This is a genomic window from Rhizobium sp. RU20A, assembly GCF_900155885.1.
Classification (GTDB): domain Bacteria; phylum Pseudomonadota; class Alphaproteobacteria; order Rhizobiales; family Rhizobiaceae; genus RU20A.
On sequence record NZ_FTMB01000011.1, the window covers coordinates 101,413 to 118,745 of the forward strand.

The 17,333-nt window shown below is 63.5% G+C and carries 16 protein-coding genes; 10 read left to right on the plus strand and 6 right to left on the minus strand.

Going from position 1 to position 17,333, the window contains the following annotated elements; translation table 11 throughout:
- Window positions 1–7: 7 nt before the first annotated feature.
- The 3 genes from F3H41_RS19345 to F3H41_RS19355 form a co-directional block, all read right to left on the minus strand.
- Window positions 8–1,090 carry a 4-oxalomesaconate tautomerase gene (locus F3H41_RS19345; RefSeq protein WP_149740327.1) on the minus strand — a complete coding sequence of 361 codons (1,083 nt, stop codon included), beginning with the start codon at window positions 1,088–1,090 and terminating at the stop codon, window positions 8–10.
- Between the two features lie 75 nt (window positions 1,091–1,165).
- Complete coding sequence (locus F3H41_RS19350) at window positions 1,166–3,160, minus strand: tripartite tricarboxylate transporter permease (RefSeq protein ID WP_244616280.1); 1,995 nt, start codon at window positions 3,158–3,160, stop codon at window positions 1,166–1,168.
- A gap of 100 nt (window positions 3,161–3,260) precedes the next feature.
- Entirely contained in the window at window positions 3,261–4,364 is a 1,104-nt protein-coding gene (locus F3H41_RS19355) for a tripartite tricarboxylate transporter substrate-binding protein (RefSeq protein ID WP_149740328.1), read from the minus strand.
- 143 nt (window positions 4,365–4,507) lie between these two features.
- Here F3H41_RS19355 and F3H41_RS19360 point away from each other — a divergent pair, with 143 nt between their 5' ends.
- From F3H41_RS19360 to F3H41_RS19390, 6 genes are all read left to right on the plus strand, one after another.
- Window positions 4,508–5,179, plus strand: coding sequence for a response regulator transcription factor (locus F3H41_RS19360; protein WP_149740329.1), 672 nt, complete (start codon window positions 4,508–4,510; stop codon window positions 5,177–5,179).
- On the plus strand, window positions 5,176–6,549 hold the full coding sequence (locus F3H41_RS19365; RefSeq protein WP_149740330.1) for a sensor histidine kinase: 1,374 nt from the start codon (window positions 5,176–5,178) through the stop codon (window positions 6,547–6,549). The genes F3H41_RS19360 and F3H41_RS19365 overlap by 4 nt, the downstream gene beginning before the upstream one ends.
- Window positions 6,550–6,735: 186 nt before the next feature.
- On the plus strand, window positions 6,736–6,966 hold the full coding sequence (gene vapB / locus F3H41_RS19370) for a type II toxin-antitoxin system VapB family antitoxin (RefSeq protein ID WP_149740331.1): 231 nt from the start codon (window positions 6,736–6,738) through the stop codon (window positions 6,964–6,966).
- Window positions 6,966–7,367: a tRNA(fMet)-specific endonuclease VapC gene (vapC, locus tag F3H41_RS19375; RefSeq protein ID WP_149740332.1), complete on the plus strand. Its 402-nt coding sequence runs from the start codon at window positions 6,966–6,968 to the stop codon at window positions 7,365–7,367. Before vapB ends, vapC begins: the two co-directional genes overlap by 1 nt.
- Before the next feature lie 306 nt (window positions 7,368–7,673).
- The gene (locus F3H41_RS19385; protein WP_149740334.1) at window positions 7,674–8,702 is read left to right on the plus strand and encodes a four-carbon acid sugar kinase family protein; all 1,029 of its coding nucleotides are present in this window, start codon (window positions 7,674–7,676) and stop codon (window positions 8,700–8,702) included.
- A gap of 2 nt (window positions 8,703–8,704) precedes the next feature.
- Window positions 8,705–9,430, plus strand: coding sequence for a FadR/GntR family transcriptional regulator (locus F3H41_RS19390; RefSeq protein ID WP_149740335.1), 726 nt, complete (start codon window positions 8,705–8,707; stop codon window positions 9,428–9,430).
- A 78-nt stretch (window positions 9,431–9,508) separates the two neighbouring features.
- On the opposite strand, the gene F3H41_RS19395 is transcribed toward F3H41_RS19390, so the two are convergent.
- The 3 genes from F3H41_RS19395 to F3H41_RS19405 are packed head-to-tail and all read right to left on the minus strand — an operon-like array spanning window position 9,509 to window position 12,775.
- Complete coding sequence (locus tag F3H41_RS19395) at window positions 9,509–10,621, minus strand: iron-containing alcohol dehydrogenase (protein WP_188129545.1); 1,113 nt, start codon at window positions 10,619–10,621, stop codon at window positions 9,509–9,511.
- Between the two features lie 5 nt (window positions 10,622–10,626).
- A complete protein-coding gene (gene pdxA, locus F3H41_RS19400) occupies window positions 10,627–11,583 on the minus strand; it encodes a 4-hydroxythreonine-4-phosphate dehydrogenase PdxA (RefSeq protein WP_149740337.1) in 957 nt (318 codons plus the stop codon).
- Window position 11,584: 1 nt separating this feature from the next.
- The gene (locus tag F3H41_RS19405; protein ID WP_149740338.1) at window positions 11,585–12,775 is read right to left on the minus strand and encodes an exo-alpha-sialidase; all 1,191 of its coding nucleotides are present in this window, start codon (window positions 12,773–12,775) and stop codon (window positions 11,585–11,587) included.
- A gap of 329 nt (window positions 12,776–13,104) precedes the next feature.
- Between F3H41_RS19405 and F3H41_RS19410 the strand changes: the two genes are divergently transcribed.
- The 4 genes from F3H41_RS19410 to F3H41_RS19425 all read left to right on the plus strand — a co-directional run.
- A complete protein-coding gene (locus F3H41_RS19410) occupies window positions 13,105–14,616 on the plus strand; it encodes an ABC transporter substrate-binding protein (RefSeq protein ID WP_149740339.1) in 1,512 nt (503 codons plus the stop codon).
- 95 nt (window positions 14,617–14,711) lie between these two features.
- Window positions 14,712–15,626, plus strand: a complete 915-nt coding sequence (locus tag F3H41_RS19415) for an ABC transporter permease (protein WP_149740340.1) — start codon at window positions 14,712–14,714, stop codon at window positions 15,624–15,626.
- A gap of 12 nt (window positions 15,627–15,638) precedes the next feature.
- Entirely contained in the window at window positions 15,639–16,562 is a 924-nt protein-coding gene (locus F3H41_RS19420; RefSeq protein WP_149740341.1) for an ABC transporter permease, read from the plus strand.
- Window positions 16,555–17,333, plus strand: a 779-nt coding sequence (locus F3H41_RS19425) for an ABC transporter ATP-binding protein (RefSeq protein ID WP_149740342.1), incomplete at its 3' end; no start/stop codon positions are given. The genes F3H41_RS19420 and F3H41_RS19425, both read left to right, overlap by 8 nt.

Here is a 17,333-nt window from a genome sequence, read left to right on the forward strand (position 1 = left end):
CCTAGCTTCACAGTCCGATGGATGGAACCAGCACCTCGCCCCTGGCCAACAGTCTTGCAGTCCTCAAAAGTCCGGCAGATTTGAGTGTAAAACCCTTCGCACTGGTCTCATAGTCGACGGTCACATCGATCATGCCGCCCGGATGTTCGATCTTCACGAGTGCTGGAATGCCCTCGGGAAGCGTGGCGAGCTGATCGGCCACCGTTCCGGGTGTCAGCACACACGACGCCAGGCATTGGGCGCCCGTGACGGCCATGGTGGGATGGCAGTTCAGCGGCATGAAGTAGCGCGCGGCGATTGTTCCGCCAGCGCGCGGCGGCGCCAGGAGCGCGAATTTTGGCACGACGGAGCTGGACACATCGCCCATGCCCATCAGCAGCCCGGCCTTGCGGCGGATCGGCTCCATCCGGGCATAGAATGCGCGGTTCGAGTCCAGTTCCTCGACCGTCTCGTAGCCCGAAAGTCCGAATGCCTCGGCCCGTGCGATGACGATCGGCATGGCGACGTCCATGCAGGTCACGGTGATGCCGTCGATGTCGTCGGTCAGGTTCCCGGTCGGCAGCAGGGCGCCCGTTGTCGATCCCACCACGTCCATGAAGTTCAGGTAGACAGGCGCCGCCGTTCCAGGCACGCCGTCGATTGCCGCGTCGCCTTCATAACTTACCGTGCCACCAGGGGTCTGGACGATGGCTTCCACCTTCGCTGCGGTATTGACGGAATGGATCCGGACCCGCGTCACATCCCCGGTGGCCGGGAGGATGCCCAGTTCAATGGCTGCCGGCCCGACGCCCGAAAGGATGTTGCCGCAGGTCGGCTTGAAATCGACCTTCCGGTCCGCGACGCTCACCTGAGCGAAGAAATAGTCGACATCACAGCCCGGTTCCTTCGAAGGCGAGAGCATGGCCACCTTGGTCGTCACCGCCGTGCCACCGCCAATGCCGTCGATGTTGAGGGGATGTCCGGAGCCAAGCGCCGCGACCAGCACACGCTCAAGGCTGTCACGCTCGCTCGGCAAGTCTTCGCGACGGAAATACGGGCCACGGGATGTGCCGCCGCGCATGAACAGGAAGGGAATGGCAGTCTGCGCCATGCAAGTCTCCATCAAGGAATCGGATGCGTGAAAAACCGGCCGGCCCGGGTCTTCCGGAGCCGGCCGGTCATGGCGTCACCGCAGCGGCCAGGGCAGGTCTGCGAAGTCCTGAAGCACGCCGCTGGGGAAGTTGAGGGACAGCGCCCAGGCCGCAAGAATGCAGCCACCCACGGCCCAGGCCGTCAGATGCAGGCTTCTTGGCCAGGAGGCACCGACCCGCATGCGCATGAAGGCGAGGAAGAAGATCACGACGCCGAGAACGAAGCCGACGAGCGCAACCAGTCCGACCAGCGCTGCGATCCAGGCAAGCCCGGCCCACACGCCGTGGACGGCGACATTGCTGCCATGCGCGCCGGTCAGTTCGGAGTCGAAATGCGAGTGATGCCCCGTTCCTGCAAAGCCGAGTTGCCAGATCAGAATTCCGAGCATCAGAAGACCGATGATGGAGACGGAAAGCGGAAACACCTGGCCGAGGAAGTCCCTCTGCAGGGAGTCCATCATCGCCATGACCATGATGGCAAGGATCAGCGCGGCGAAGGCAGTCTGCGGAAGATGGGCGCGAAACTGCGGCACATCCGCAACCTTCTCGGAGGCGTCGACGATCTCGCCGTGCTCGTCCACGCGATTGCGGAGCCCGAAGAAGACCGAGGCGAGCGTGAGAAGCCCGATGATGATGACGCCGGGCCGCTCCAGGAACGACCAACCGTTGAACTGCAGGGTCTGGTAAAAGAAGGTTTCTGCCTGTGGGGCGAGAACGAAGCCGATCAGCAGGGCAGGACGCGACCAGCCGAACCGCTTCATCAGGACGCCGACGACGCCCAGGGCCAGCAGAGCCACGAGATCCTGCACGGACCGTGTGGATTGGAACGCGGCAAAGCTGATCATGACCATCATGAAGGGGGCCATGTACTGGAACGGCACCTTGGTGAGGCCAGCGATCGGTTTTGCAAGGATGACGCAGGCCCCGGCGCCGATGATGTTGGCGAGCGCCAGCGACCAGATCATCGTGTAGGTCAGGTGGAGATCGGTGGTGACCATCGACGGACCGGGCTCGATACCGATCAGCACCATGCAGCCCAGGAAGACCGCCATCGCGCCCGACCCGGGAATGCCGAACAGGACGGTCGGCAGCATGGCGCCACCGGTCATCGCATTGTTTGCGCTTTCGGGCGCAATGACGCCGCGGATCTCGCCCTTGCCGAAATTGGAGTTGTCCTTCGTGGTCTGCACGGCGTGGCCATAGGCGATCCAGTCGACCACCGAGCCGCCAAGGCCGGGAATGACGCCGACGATGCAGCCGACTGCGGCACACCGCAGCGACAGGAACCAGTTCGCCGCCCAGTCACGGATGCCTTGTGTCCAGCCCTTGCCGAGCGGCATGTTGCCGGCAATGGCCGAGTTGGAGCGCATCAGGTCGATGATTTCCGGAATGGCGAAGATGCCCATCCCGACAACGACCAGCGGCAGGCCGTCATAGAGGTAGGTCACATCGAAAACGAGGCGGAACTCGCCGGTGGCCGGTGCGGCACCGATCGTGCCGATGACCAGCCCGAGCGAACAGGAGGCCAGCCCCTTGACCAGGCTGCGGCCGGACAGGACCGCGACCATCGACAGGCCGAGGACCGCCAGCATGAAGAGTTCGGCCGAACCGAAGGCGAGAATGACCGGGCGGGCAATGAAGACGAAGCCCGTCAGCACGAGGGCACCGAAGACGCCACCGAACATGGATGAGAAGAACGCGGTCGAAAGGGCTCGCGCAGCTTCCCCCTTCTTCGCCAGCGGAAAGCCATCGAGGACGGTCGCCTGGCTCGAGGAGCCGCCGGGAATGCCGAGCAGGATGGATGAGAACGTATCGCCGGTCGGCATGATCGCGACGAGGCCGATCAGCATGGCGAGGGCGGAGACCTGGTCCATGCCGTAGATGAACGGGATGAGGAGCGAGAGGCCTGCGATACCGCCAAGTGCCGGGAGCACGCCGATGACGAGACCGACAAAGATGCCGAGGATCATGTAGGCGAGGTGCTGAAGGCTCAACAATTCGCCAAGTGCAGTGAATAGGGTATCGATCACGGCCGTGACTCCGCGTTTGCCGCTTGAAGGACGGCAGTGAAAAAATGTGATGATGGGGAAGGGGTGGCGGGTTTCGTCAGGAAACCCGCCGGGTCTCAGGTCAATCCTGACCGAGCTTTACGCCGTAGTCCGAAGCCAGCATCGTCGCGACCTGCTTGCGCAGTTCAGGCGAGAGGTCGGTGGCCTTTTCGAAGAGAGCCTGGGCAAGGCCGCCCGTTACCTGTTCATAGGTGCCGAGAACGGCCTCTGCACTGTCCTTGTAGGCGGGGTCCGCCTTCATGTCCTCGAAGGCCTTCTGGTAGGCGGCGACGATCTCGTCCGGTGTGTCCTTCGGCAGGAACACCATCTTCTGAGCCGGGAAGCCGGCAACGTAAAAGGCCATATAGGCATCGTAAGCCGGGCCGGCGGGCTTCGCACCCGTCAGCTTTTCATAGGCTTCGGGATAGGTCGGCAGGTCGGGGAAGGTCGGGTCCCGCACCACATTGCCCGCTTCATCGAGCACGCCAAGGCTGAACAAGGGCACAGCCTGGCCTGCCTCGACCAGGGGCTGGACGTTCTTGATGTAGGCGGACGACGTCTGGAAGTCGATGTTGACCTCGCCGCGCTCAAAAGCAAGGCGGCCATCGCCGCGACCCTTGAAGCCGAAGACGTGCTGGACCTTGAGGTCCATCGCCTTGAAACCCAGCAGCGGAACCAGATCGAGCGAGGTTGCGCCCTGGCTTGCATAGACGAGATCCTTGCCCTTGAGCATGGCAATGTCGTCGACGCTTTTCAGGCCGAGCGTCGGCGTTGTGTAGACCACCCCGCCTGTCGGGCCTGCCATTGCGATCTTCCAGTCCTTGTAATCGTAACGGACGCGCGGATCCCCGAGCAGATAGGGAAACTGCGTCGACGCCGATGTCCCGAGGATCATCAGGCCATCCGGCTTTGCGCGCGCGGCAAACAGGTTGCTTCCCTTGGTCGAACCGCCGCCCGGCTCGTTGACGACCACCACAACCGGGTTGCCAGGCAGGTATTTGCCGAGCAGTTGCGCATTGAAGCGGCCCCAGGTGTCGGATCCGCCGCCGGCCGAAAAGGGAATGATGAACTCGATCGTCTTGCCTGCGAAATCGACCTCCGCAGCAGCAGGACCTGCCAGGCCGGCGGCCAATAGTCCCGCCATCAGGCCCAACGTGGTGCGGCGGCTCAACGCGTTCTTCAGCATACTGTAATCCTCCCAATCCGGCCGTCAGTTGCGCCGGTTTCCTCCAGGCTTGCGCAGACTTGATTTCTCCTCGCCAAATCTGCTTCTAGCTCTCATAGTGCGTTTTGCTGTCGATAAGCTGTCCGTAAAGGAATTCGACGACCGTGCGGATCATTCTGGTCGAAGACAACAGGAGCCTGGCAAAGGGCATCGAAGATGCCTTGCGCGATCAAGGCCATGCGGTGGATCATCTCGATGACGGTCTTGCCGCAGACACTTTCCTGCGAACGGAGACGGCCGATGTCGCGATCATCGACATCAATCTGCCCGGCCTGACCGGCATTGAGCTGACCAAGCGCATGCGCGGTCGTGGTGACACAACGCCGGTGCTGATGCTGACGGCCATGGGCAAGACGTCCGATCGGGTCGTTGGGCTTGACGCCGGCGCCGACGATTATCTGGTCAAGCCCTTCGAAATGGCCGAACTGATGGCCCGCCTGAGGGCCCTGACGCGTCGAAGACCACAGCTGATGCCGGAGCAGGAACTGATCGGCGATCTCGTTTACGACCGCCAGCAGCGTGTGATTATGCACAAGGACAAGCGGATCGATCTGCCCCGGCGTGAACTTGCGCTTTTTGAACTGCTGCTCGACCACAAGGGCAAGCTCCTGGATCGGGAAAGGATTTTCTCGTCGCTTTATGGAGCGGGAGCCGAAGTGGAAGCCAACGCGATCGAACTTCTGGTCTCGAGGCTCCGGCGCAAACTCGATGGAACGAACGTGGAAATCAAGACGGCGCGCGGTCTTGGGTACATGTTGAATTCAGGATCGGCATGAGACGGCTTTCGCTTCGCTCCAGACTGTTTCTGCTGCTGATCCTGCCTCTCGTCGTGATTGCGGGCATTGCTTCCTATGCGCGCTACGAAGCAGCCGAACGGCTATCCCGGAGCCTTTACGACAACACGCTTCTTGCCGTGGCGCTGACGATCTCACGCGATGTGGCGATCTCCGAGGGAGATGTTCTGACCGAACAGCTTCTGGAGGAGTTGACGACCGCTTTGGGCGATCCGGTCTACTATCGCATCACCGGGCCGGGCGGTGGTTTCGTCACAGGCTATTCCGATCCGCCCGACGTGCCGGACGGTTCCGACATCCAGAGCGGCAAGCCGTTTTTCTTCGACAGCACCTATCTCGGACGGCAGGTTCGGTCCGTCGTCCTGCGGGAGTTTCTCAACCAGCCGCGACTGCAGGGATGGATGACCGTCGAGGTCTGGCAGACGGTCTCGCAGCGCGCCGCCTTGAGCCGCGAGCTTCTATTGCAGAGCGTAGCGCTCCTGACGACCGTCATCTTGTCGGCTGCGGTCATCCTCTGGTTTGGGATCAAGCTCGGACTGAAGCCCCTGCTCGATCTCCAGAATGCGATCAGCCTCAGAACGCCCGATGACCTCAAACCGATCCGCCGATGGATCCCGGTGGAGCTTCGTCCGCTCGTCGAGACGACCAACTCGCTGTTCGAACGCCTGTCGAAGGCGTTCGAAATTCGGTCGGCATTCATCTCGGATGCCGCACATCAGCTGCGGAACCCGATCGCCTCGATCGTGACGCAGGCGGAGGCGGCGGTGTCTTCGCCTGACGAAAGCACCCTTCGCCAGCGTGTCGCATCGATAGCGCAGTCCGCCCGCGCGACCGGGCGGCTGACCAATCAACTGCTGTCTCTTGAGCGCGTGCGCGGGCGCAGTCTGCGTGCCTTGTTCAAAGACACGGATCTCGTGGACCTCGTCTCGGCGAAAATTCGCGCCTTCGCCGAAGTCCAGCTGATGAACAATATCTCGGTCGGCTTCGAAGTCGATGGCGTGCCGAAGTCCGTCTTCTGCGATCCGGTCATGATCGACGAGCTGATGGCCAATCTGCTGGATAACGCCTTGCGCTACGGTTTGCGGGGCGGTGGAGAGCTTGTCGTCAGGCTGGCTTTCTCCGAGGACGTGGTTCTTGTCATTGTGGAAGACAACGGGCCCGGCATTGATCCGGATCTCAGGGAAAGGGTGTTCGACCGGTTTTTCCGGGCCGGCCTCGACTTTGACGACGGGTGCGGCCTGGGGCTTGCCATCGTCGCCGATATTGCCGAAGCCCATGGCGGGGCGGCGCGATGCGTGCCTTCCGTCCGCGGCGCTCGTTTCGAGATCCGCTTGCCGCTCGCAGGACACTAGGGTCAAGACAAGCGGTGAAAGCGGCTTTTGCCTGCTCGCGGCCGTCAGGCCGCCTGTTCTGGTGACGGCAAAGGTGAGGGCTTGCGCCGCCGATCACATTTCCTCGGTCCATCCTGCATGTATATCCCATTGACATATCCCTGCCGGAACGCCAAGGTGTCCTCACCGCAATTCGGAGGGATGCAGATGGAGCAGGGCGCCGTTTTCCAGAGCAATCGCAGCCAGGCCATTCGTTTGCCAAAGGCGGTGGCCTTGCCGGATGATGTCAAGCGTGTCGACATCGTCGCGGTGGGGCGCACGCGCATCATTGCGCCCGCCGGAGAGATCTGGGACAGCTGGTTTGAAGGCGCGGACGCGACATCCGACTTCATGGCTGAGCGTGATCAGGCTGCCGCGCAGGAGCGCGAAGCATTGTGATGCTGAAATACATGCTGGACACCAATATCTGCATCTTCACGATCAAGAACCGACCGCAGACGGTGCGGGAGGCGTTCAATCGCGCCCATGACCAGTTGTGCATCAGCTCCGTTTCCCTGATGGAATTGATCTACGGCGCAGAAAAGTCGGCCAGCCCCGGGAAGAACCTGTCCGTCGTGGAGGGCTTCGCGGCGCGCCTCGAAGTCTTGCCCTACGACGAGCTGGCCGCGAACCATACCGGTCAATTGCGGGCCGAACTGGCGCGGAACGGAACGCCGATCGGTCCATACGATCAATTGATTGCGGGACACGCGCGCTCGCGGGGACTGATTCTGGTCACCAACAATCGCCGCGAATTTGACCGCGTGCCCGGCCTGCGCGTCGAAGACTGGACGGCCTAGTTCCCTCTTTTTCAATCGCTTCGCCGCGTGCGATGACGCCGCATCCGGGTGGGGTGCCGGCAAAACCGGCGCCGCGGTCGGCGAAGCCGTCGCCGGAGCGTGGCATGACGAGCGGCTGGATCGAGACGCGGTCTTCCGGGCAAGCGGCCGGGGTCTTGAATGGGACGAGGAGATGGCACGCGCGCTGGCCGGGGTGCGATGCGCGGCGGGGCATCCTTCAAGAAAGATGTTGTTATCTTTCGATTGCATTGACCTGAAAATAAAACCATATTCAGGACACAAAGATAACAACAAGGGATCAGACGCGTGCTCGTCATCGTTGCCGATGATCTTACCGGCGCACTGGATACGGCGGCCCCTTTCGCGGCACGGGGCCTTCACACCGAGGTCGTCCTCAAAGCGGATGCTGTCGCCCAGGCTGTTTCCCTGTCACCGGATGTTCTGTCGATCAATCTGGCGTCACGGGAGGGGTCGCCGGAGGCCGCCTTTGAGGCGATGCGGACGCTTGTCGGGCGTCTTCCTCCGCAGGTTCGGATGTTCAAGAAGGTCGATTCGCGGCTCAAAGGTCACATCGCATCGGAGCTTGATGCTGTTTCCTATGGACGCGCCCTGGTGGCTCCTGCGATTCCGGCTTTCGGCCGGGTGGTCCGCAACGCGCATGTCGACGGTTTCGGGGTGGCAGAGCCGCTCTCCATCGCAGGCGTGCTGAAACATCATGCGGACCGGTCGATCATTCCCGATACCGCGACCGAGGACGAGATCCACGCCGCCCTGGAACGGGCCGAACGAGACGGCGCAGACCTGCTCGTCGGCGCGCGGGGTCTTGCCGAGGTTCTGGCGCGCAAGATGACGGGAAAGACCGTTGGCGGGCTTGTCGCTCCACCGGCAGGCCCGGGGCTTTTTGTCATCGGCTCGCGCGACGGGATCACCCTCGCTCAGGTCGAGCAACTCAGGCAATCCGGCACGGTCGCCTATCGTCCCGCCCCGAATGGCGTAATGGCTGAAGGGCCGATGCCGCCAGCCGCCGTGCGTCTGGTGCAGGCGACGGAGGGTGCGTCGACCCTGTCGTCCGAGGCGGTCTCGGCAAACCTGGCCGATAGTGTCCATCCACGCTTGACGGCCGAGGCGCGCACCCTTTTGCTGTGTGGCGGCGCGACGGCCGAGGCCGTCCTTGCGAAGATGGGGATCACGTGCTTTCGCCTGGAAGGGGAGTGCCTGCCGGGCCTTGGGCTGGCCTATGCCGACGGTCAATGTATCATCGCGAAATCGGGCGGATTCGGGGGGCCGGAAACATTGGCGACGCTGGCTGGCAAGCTGCACGGGGGCAGGGGCTGAGAATGGGACTGCAAAGCGGAACGGCGCGCAAGAGCCTGGCGGATCTCGTCTTCGAGCGCATGCACAGGGCCATCAAGTCCGGATCCTACCAGCCGGATGAAAGGCTGCCGACCGAGCATGACCTTGCCATCGAGTTCGAGGTTTCGCGGCCGATCATCCGGGAGGCGCTGCGCCGCCTGCGCGAGCAGGGGCTGATCTATTCCCGCCGCGGGGCCGGCAGCTTCGTGCGCTCCGTCGGGATGAAGCAGCCGCTCGGTTTCGGCCAGCTCGAAAACGTCGCCGATCTCCTCAACTGCTACGAATTTCGCCTGACGCTGGAGCCGGCTGCCGCGGAGGCCGCCGCCATGCGCCACACGCCCGACACGCTTGCTGCGATCCGCAGGGCCCTCGAACTGATGCGGGATGCGACCAACCGGCAGGCGCACCGGGAGGATGCCGATTTCGAGTTTCATCTGGCCATCGCCAGGGCCGCCAACAACACCTATTTCTCGACCGCCATGGAGGCGCTCAAGGATCACATTGCGGTTGGCATGCGGTTCCACGGCGTCTCGGTCAAGCGCGATACGACCGGGCTGTCGCGCGTTTTTGCCGAGCATGAGGCAATAGCCACGGCCATCGCGGCGGGCGAAGGCGCGCGGGCGAGGGAGCTCATGCACACGCATCTGAACGGCTCGCGCAGCCGTCTTTTCCAGGCAAGTGCCTCGCTTTCGGCTGTACCGGAAGTGTAAGGTCAGGCCGCGCCTTGCGCCTGTCCGATACGAAAAAGGGGCCGAGCGGCCCCTTTTCGCTGTCGCTGCGACGAAGGCTCAGTAGGCGGCGCGATAGATCGCCAGCACATCCTCGACTGCCATATCAGCGGGATTGTTGTCCATCAGGCGGCGGTTGGCATGGGCCTCCGCCGCATAATGCGCAAGCGCCTCCTCCGTCGCGCCATGACGGGAGAGCTGCATCTCGATGTCGAGATCGGTGCAGAAGCGGCAGGCTTTTTCCAGAAGCGCTTCCGGCGCGCTGGCTCCAAAGCCGAGGGCTTCCGCCACCTCCGCCGTCTTGTCGCGCACGACCGGCTGGTTGAAGGCGAGCACATGCGGAAAGACGATCGCATTGGCCAGTCCATGCGGCAGGCCGAGACGGGTGCCGAGCGGATAGGCGATGGCGTGGCCGGCGGCCGTATTGACCGGCCCAAGGCAGATGCCGCCATAATAGGAGGCGAGCATCATGCCTTCGCGCGCTTCCGTGTCGGATCCGTCCCTGACGGCGCGGGCGAGGTACTGGCCGACGAGCCGGAAACCCATGCGGGCAAAGCCGTCGATCATCGGATGGGCGCGCTTGTTCGTGAAAGCCTCGACGCAGTGCGCCATGGCATCGACGCCCGTCGCCGCCGTGACGGCGGGGGGAACGGTAAAGGTCAGCTGCGGATCGAGCACGGCCACGTCGGCGATCATATGCGGGCTCTCGACCGCAATCTTCGCGCCCTTGACGGGATCGGTGATCAGAGAGCGGATGCCCGCCTCCGAACCGGTTCCCGCCGTCGTCGCAACCTGGATCAGCCGCGTGCGGCGGCCGGCCACCCGGTTGGGGCCTGCGACGTCCGCAAGCGTCTGCTCGCTGTCCCAGAGCGCCGCGACGAGCTTGGCGACGTCGAGCACCGAGCCGCCGCCAAGGCCTACCACGACTTGAGGCTTCGCCCGCCGGGCGGCGGCAAGGGCGGCTTCGAGCGTCGCCACATCGGGCTCGCCGGGAATGGCGTCGAAGATTTCGACCTTGCCCGGAAGCTGCAGCCGATCGACAAACCCGGCGGTGATCGGCGTTGCGATCACCAGTGCGGATACGGCTTCGCCGACGAGGCTGCCGACCTGCGCGATCGTGCCCGCCCCGACGATCAGGCGGCGGGGCTGGTGAAGGGTGATGGATGCGGTCATCGGTGTCATCCTCGCTTTGCCTTGCCGGCGACCAGCTTGCGGGCATAGGCGATGGCGGCGTTCATGTTGCCGTGGTTGGCGATGCCCTTGCCGGCGATGTCGAAGGCGGTGCCGTGGTCCACGGAGGTGCGGTCGATCGGCAGTTCGACCGAGACATTGACGGCGGTGTCGAAGGCGACCAGCTTGATGGGGATGTGGCCCTGATCGTGATATTGCGCGACCACCAGATCGAAAGCGCCGGCATAGGCGCGGTAAAAGACCGTGTCGGCGGAGATCGGCCCCTGCACGTCGATGCCCTCGGCCCGCGCCGCGGCGACGGCCGGCGCGATCTGGTCATCGTCTTCCGTGCCGAACAGGCCGTTTTCGCCGCAATGGGGATTGATGCCGGCGACCGCGATGCGCGGGCTTTCATAGCCGATGCGCTTCAGGTGATCATTGCCGGCGCGGATGGTGGCGAGCACGCGCTCCGTCGTCGCACGGCGGATGGCCTCCTGCAGCGAGACGTGGGTCGAGACGTGGATGACCTTCAGCCGCTCGGAAGCGAGCAACATATAGGCGGCCTTGGAGCCGGTCAGGCTGCGCAGCATGCCGGTATGGCCGTCATAGTGGTGGCCGGCGGCGTTCAGCGCTTCCTTGTTGATGGGAGCGGTGACGATGCAGCCGATCACGCCCTTTTCGGCATCGCGCACGGCCTTTTCGATGAAGCGGAAGGCGGCGTCACCGGCCACGGAACTCAGCTGACCGAATGGCAACGGTGCGCCCTCGATCTCGAGGTCCACCACATGGGGAGCGAGATCGATCGTCAGGCCGAGCGCGTCGCGGGCCGCTTCCAGCGTGGCGAGATTGCCGTAGATGCGGGTTGCCGCACGGTCCTCGGCCGACATGTCCGCCAGGGCGCGTACGGAAATCTCGGGGCCGACGCCGCAGGGGTCGCCCATGGTGATGCCGATGATGCCGCTCATGTCAGTCTCCAGTGTCGGTGCGATCCCAGCCTGCGGGCAGGCGCACATATTTGATCGCGCGTCGGTGATAGGTGTAGGCGATGTGCAGGCTCCCATCCGGGTCGGCCAGCAGCCAGGGATAGGACATTTCGCGGTTGCGCCCGTCGGTCGAGTCGTTCGACAGGCAGGTGCCCGGGCCATCCTCGATCAGGATGCGCTGCGGGAACGTCTTGCCGCCGTCGCTCGACAGGCAGACGCTGACCGGCGCGCGCGGCACGCCCCAGACGGGCACGATGCCGCCGGTGGGGTCTGCGTCCGGCCGGCCGTCATCTTCGCCGAGTTCGTCATACAGCGAGGCGCGGCGATCGCTCGACACATCCTGGTTGACGGGATTGCAGATCACCGCCACGCGCCCGTCGGCCAGCGTGATGGCGGCGATGGACGAGTTGTTGTTGGGCAGGTCGGTCGGCGCCGGCACGCTCCAGCTTCGGCCCTCGTCGGCACTTTCGGTGCGATAGACGAAATCGGCCTGGCGACGGCGGAAGAAGGCGGCGGAGCGGCCCTTGCCGATCGCGACCGGCGACATGTGCACGCAGCCGGTCGACGCCGCCAGTTCTTCCAGACGCCAGCTTTTGCCGCCGTCTTCGCTGATGCCGAGGGCGGCGGTGTCGTGGCTGCCGTTCCACTTCTGGCCGGGGCGCTGCACGCAGCGGAAAATGGGAAGCAGCCAGGCGCCGTCCTCGCGCACCGTCAGTGGTGCCCTGACGAAACAGCCGCGCGGCAGGTCGAGATAGACGCCTTCTGCGGCAGAGAGCCGGGTCGGATCGGCGGGATCGATCGCAATTTCGGCCATGCGAATGCGGCACTCATCCTGATTGCCCGAGGGCTGCGAGGTGTGAAACAGGAGCAACCGGTCATCCGGCGCCTGAAACAGCACGGGATTCTGCTCGGAATGATCGGGATCGAAGCTCAGCGGCTGCGGGGCTCCCCAGCCGGCCGCGCCGTCTGCAAGAACGGCGGCATAGATGGAAATGTCGGACTTGCCCTCCAGCGAACCGCCGAACCAGGCACAGATCAGCGTGCCATTGTCCTGACGATGCAGGAAGGCAGCGTGGTTCTGGATCATGGGGGACGGCAGAAAGGCCTCGATACGGCCGCGACCGGCCTCGGTCAGCGCGCCGGTCATCCGCCCGGCGATCTCGTCTGGGGTCATGGGCAACTCCTCTCGTCCCCGGAAATCTGCCATTTCCACAAAGTTGTCAAGTTTGTTTATGTTCTTGCGATTAGGAATTTTCTCGATTACGTTTTCTATAATACTGATAATAAACGATTTTATTTGATGATTTTTCGAGATTGATTTTTACACACGGAAATCAATTGACAAAATGAGGGTGTGAGTGGATGTTCAGGGCGTGTCGATGAGGGCAGGCTCCGCGGGAAAGGTTCCGTATCGCCTTGGCCTTATCCAGCATCTGGCGGCGGCGGCTGCCCTGGCAGGCTCAGGCCTGTCCTGTATGGACTTCATCTGGGAGGAGAACGAAGATGAGACGGACTGCCCTTTCCTGTGCCCTTGCCCTCGGCACGATCCTGACGTCGGCGGTGATGCCGGCCCATGCGGGTTCCGGCCCGATCAAGGTCGTGCTGGCCGAAGAGGCCGATCTGCTCGAGCCCTGCATGGCGACCCGGTCCAATATCGGCCGCATCATCATGGAGAATGTCAGCGAGACCCTGACCGAACTCGATGTGCGCTCCGACAAGGGCGTCATGCCGCGTCTGGCGGAAAAGTGGGAGCAGAATGCCGATGGCAGCTGGCGCTTCCACCTGCGCCAGGGCGTGACATTCTCCGACGGCACGGGTTTCGACGCCAAGGATGTGAAGCACAGCTTCGACCGCATCATGAGCGACAAGAACGCCTGCGAATCCCGCCGCTATTTCGGCGGCATGACCGTGACGCCTGAAATCGTCGACGACTACACGATCGACTTCAAGGCCGATCCGGTACAGCCGATCCTGCCGCTGCTGATGACGCTCGTGACCATCGTGCCGGAAGAGACGCCCCTCGAATTCATCCGCGAGCCCGTCGGCACCGGCCCCTTCAAGCTGACCAACTGGACGCCCGGCCAGCAGATCGTGCTGACCAGCCGTGACGATTACTGGGGCGCCAAGCCCGAGGTAACGGAGGCGACCTATCTGTTCCGCGCCGATCCCGCCGTTCGCGCCGCCATGGTGCAGGCCGGCGAAGCCGATCTGTCGCCGTCGATCTCGCAGCTCGACGCCACCAATCCCAAGACCGACTTCTCCTATCTCGACAGTGAGACGGTCTATCTGCGCCTCGACCACAATATCGCACCGCTTAACGATGTGCGGGTCCGTCGCGCGCTCAATCTCGCCATCGACCGCGAGGCCTTCCTCGGCACGCTGGTTCCCGAAAGCGCCGTTCTCGCGACCGCCATCGTGCCGCCGACGACGCTTGGCTGGAACAAGGACGTCAAGGTGTTCCCCTACGATCCCGAGGGCGCCAAGAAGCTGATCGACGAAGCCAAGGCCGACGGCGTGAAGGTCGACACGCCGATCACCATCATCGCGCGCTCCGCCAACTTCCCGAACGTCACCGAAATCATGGAGGCGATCCAGCAGCAGTTGCAGGAGGTTGGGTTCAAGGTCGATCTGAAGTTCGTCGAGGTCGCCGAGCACGAGCAGTACTATTCGAAGCCCTTCGCCGAAGGACGCGGCCCGCAGATCGTCGCTGCCATGCACGACAATTCCAAGGGTGATCCGTCCTTCTCGATGTTCTTCAAATATGCGACCGATGGCACGCAGTCGGGTTTTTCCGATCCCAAGGTCGATGACCTCATCAAGCGCGCATCGGCTGCCGTCGGTGACGAGCGTGCCCAGCTGTGGTCCGAACTGATCGCCTACCTGCATGACGATGTGGTCGCAGACGTGCTGCTCTTCCACATGGTCGGCTTTGCGCGGGTGGCCGAACGTCTCGACTTCAAGCCGACGATCGCGACGAACTCGATGCTGCAGCTCTCCGAGATCAAGATCAAGTAAGGCAAAACAGCCAGGGGAGGGCGGCCTCGTGCCGCCCTCTGCCCTATAATGGCGCGGCGGGGCGATCCCGCCGTACCGGTTTCTTCGAGGGTGCCATGCTGAGCTTCATCCGAAAACGCGCCTTGGCCAGTCTGATTTCGTTGATCGGGCTGATCGTCATGGTCTTCTTCCTCTCCCGCCTGACCGGCGATCCGGCCGCTCTCTTCCTGCCGGTCGAGGCTTCCGCCGAGATGAAGAACCAGTTTCGCGAGCTGCATGGCCTGAACGATCCGCTGCTGGTGCAGTTCGGCCGTTATGTCGGCGATGTCTTCACCGGCGATCTCGGCGAATCCCTGCGCAAGGCGCGGCCCGCGCTCGATGTCGTGCTCGAAGCCTTCGTCTGGACACTGTGGCTCGCCGTCATAACCATGAGCCTTGTGACGGGTGCGGCCATTGTCGTTGGCTCGCTCGCCGCCTTCCGGGCCGGTGGCTTCTTCGACCGCTTCTCGTCCATCGTCTCGCTGATCGGCGCTTCCGTCCCGGATTTCTGGCTGGCGATCGTCGCCATCGTTGTCTTCGCCGTCAACCTCGCCTGGTTGCCGACATCCGGCACGGGCTCCGTCTGGCACTGGATCCTGCCGATCGGCGTGCTCTTCGTGCGTCCCTTCGGCATCATCGTCCAGGTGGTGCGCGGCTCGATGATCACGGCGCTCTCCTCGGCCTATGTGAAGACGGCCCGTGCGAAAGGCGTGAAGTCCACCCCTATTATTTTCGTGCATGCCCTGCGCAACGCCATGCTGCCGGTCATCACCGTGATCGGCGACCAGGCCGCGAGCCTTCTGAACGGCGCCGTCATCATCGAGACGATCTTCGGCTTTCCCGGCGTCGGCAAGCTGATGATCGACAGCATCCTGCAGCGCGATTTCAACGTGGTGCTGGCGGCGATCCTCGTCACGGCGGTTGCAATCTTCATCATGAACCTCCTGATCGACTTCGCCTATGCGCTGCTCGATCCGCGCATCCGGCACTAAGGAGGGACGACGATGACCGATGTGACAACCGCCACCGAGATCGCCCACGAGCCGCCCTTCTATCAGCGCCTGTTTCGCATGCTTGTGGCCGACAAGTTCGCGCTGGCCGCGGCCATATTTCTTCTGATCATCGTCCTTCTGGCGCTGATCGGTCCGACCTGGCTCGGCGATCTCGCCACCAAGCAGAACCTGCGGGGCCGCAATGCCGCCCCCTTCGATTTCGAGCGGGCCTGGGTCTGGTGGATGGGCGCGGATTCGCTGGGCCGTCCGCTGCTGGCGCGCATCATCGTCGCCACGCAAAACACCATGATGGTGGCCGCCGGCGCGGTGCTGATCTCCGCGGTGGTCGGCACGGTCCTCGGCCTCATCGCCGGTTTTTCCTCCGAGCGCGTCAACCAGATCATCATGCGGCTGGCGGACGTGATCATGTCCTTCCCCTCGCTGCTGATCGCCGTCATCGTGCTCTATATTCTGGGTTCGTCGATCCTCAATCTCATGCTGGTGCTGGCGATCACCCGCATCCCCGTCTATCTGCGCACGACGCGGGCCGAGGTGCTGGAAATCCGCGAGCGCATGTTCGTGCAGGCCGCCCGCGTCATGGGCGCCTCCAGCAAGCGCATCCTGTTCCGCCACATCCTGCCGGTCGTGCTGCCAACGCTGACGACTTTGGCAACGCTCGACTTTGCCTATGTGATGCTGGCCGAAAGCGCGCTCTCCTTCCTCGGTATCGGCATCCAGCCGCCCGAGATCACCTGGGGCCTGATGATCAGCCAGGGGCGGCAGTATCTCACCAATGCCTGGTGGCTGTCCTTCTGGCCGGGCCTTGCCATCATCCTCACCACCATGTCGCTGAACCTGTTGTCGAACTGGCTGCGCATCGCGCTCGATCCGGTGCAGCGCTGGCGCCTGGAAATGAAGGGTCGCGACAATGGCTGACCATCTGCTTGAGGTGCGCAACCTCTCCGTCGAGTTCCACACGGTCAACGGCGTGGTGAAGGCGGTCCGCGATATCACCTACCATCTCGATCGCGGCGAGACGCTGGCGATCCTCGGCGAGAGCGGTTCGGGCAAGTCCGTCTCCTCCTCCGCCATCATGAACCTCATCGACATGCCGCCCGGCCGCATCTCGTCCGGCGAAATCCTGCTCGACGGCGTGGATCTCCTGAAAATGCCGCTGGCCGAGCGGCGCGAGGTCAATGGCCGGCGTGTGGCGATGATCTTCCAGGATCCGCTGAGCCACCTCAACCCGGTCTACACGGTCGGCTGGCAGATCCGCGAGGCGCTGACGGCACATGGGACGGATGATGCCAGGGCGCAGTCCGAGGCGCTGCGCCTCGTCGGCCGCGTCGGCATCCCGGACCCGAAGACCGCGCTCGACAAATATCCGCACGAATTTTCCGGCGGCCAGCGCCAGCGCGTCATGATCGCCATGGCGCTTGCCTTGCGTCCCGATCTGCTGATCGCCGACGAGCCGACCACCGCGCTCGACGTGACCGTGCAGGCCGAGGTTCTTGCGCTGCTCAAGGAGTTGCAGCGAGAAACCGGCATGGCCGTGCTGATCATCACCCACGACCTTGGCGTCGTCTCCGAGATCGCCGACCGGGTGGTGGTGATGGAAAAGGGCGTGCTGGTCGAGCAGGGCACGGTGCGGGAGGTCTACAAGAACCCGCAGCATCCCTATACGAAGAAGCTGATTGCCGCCGCCCC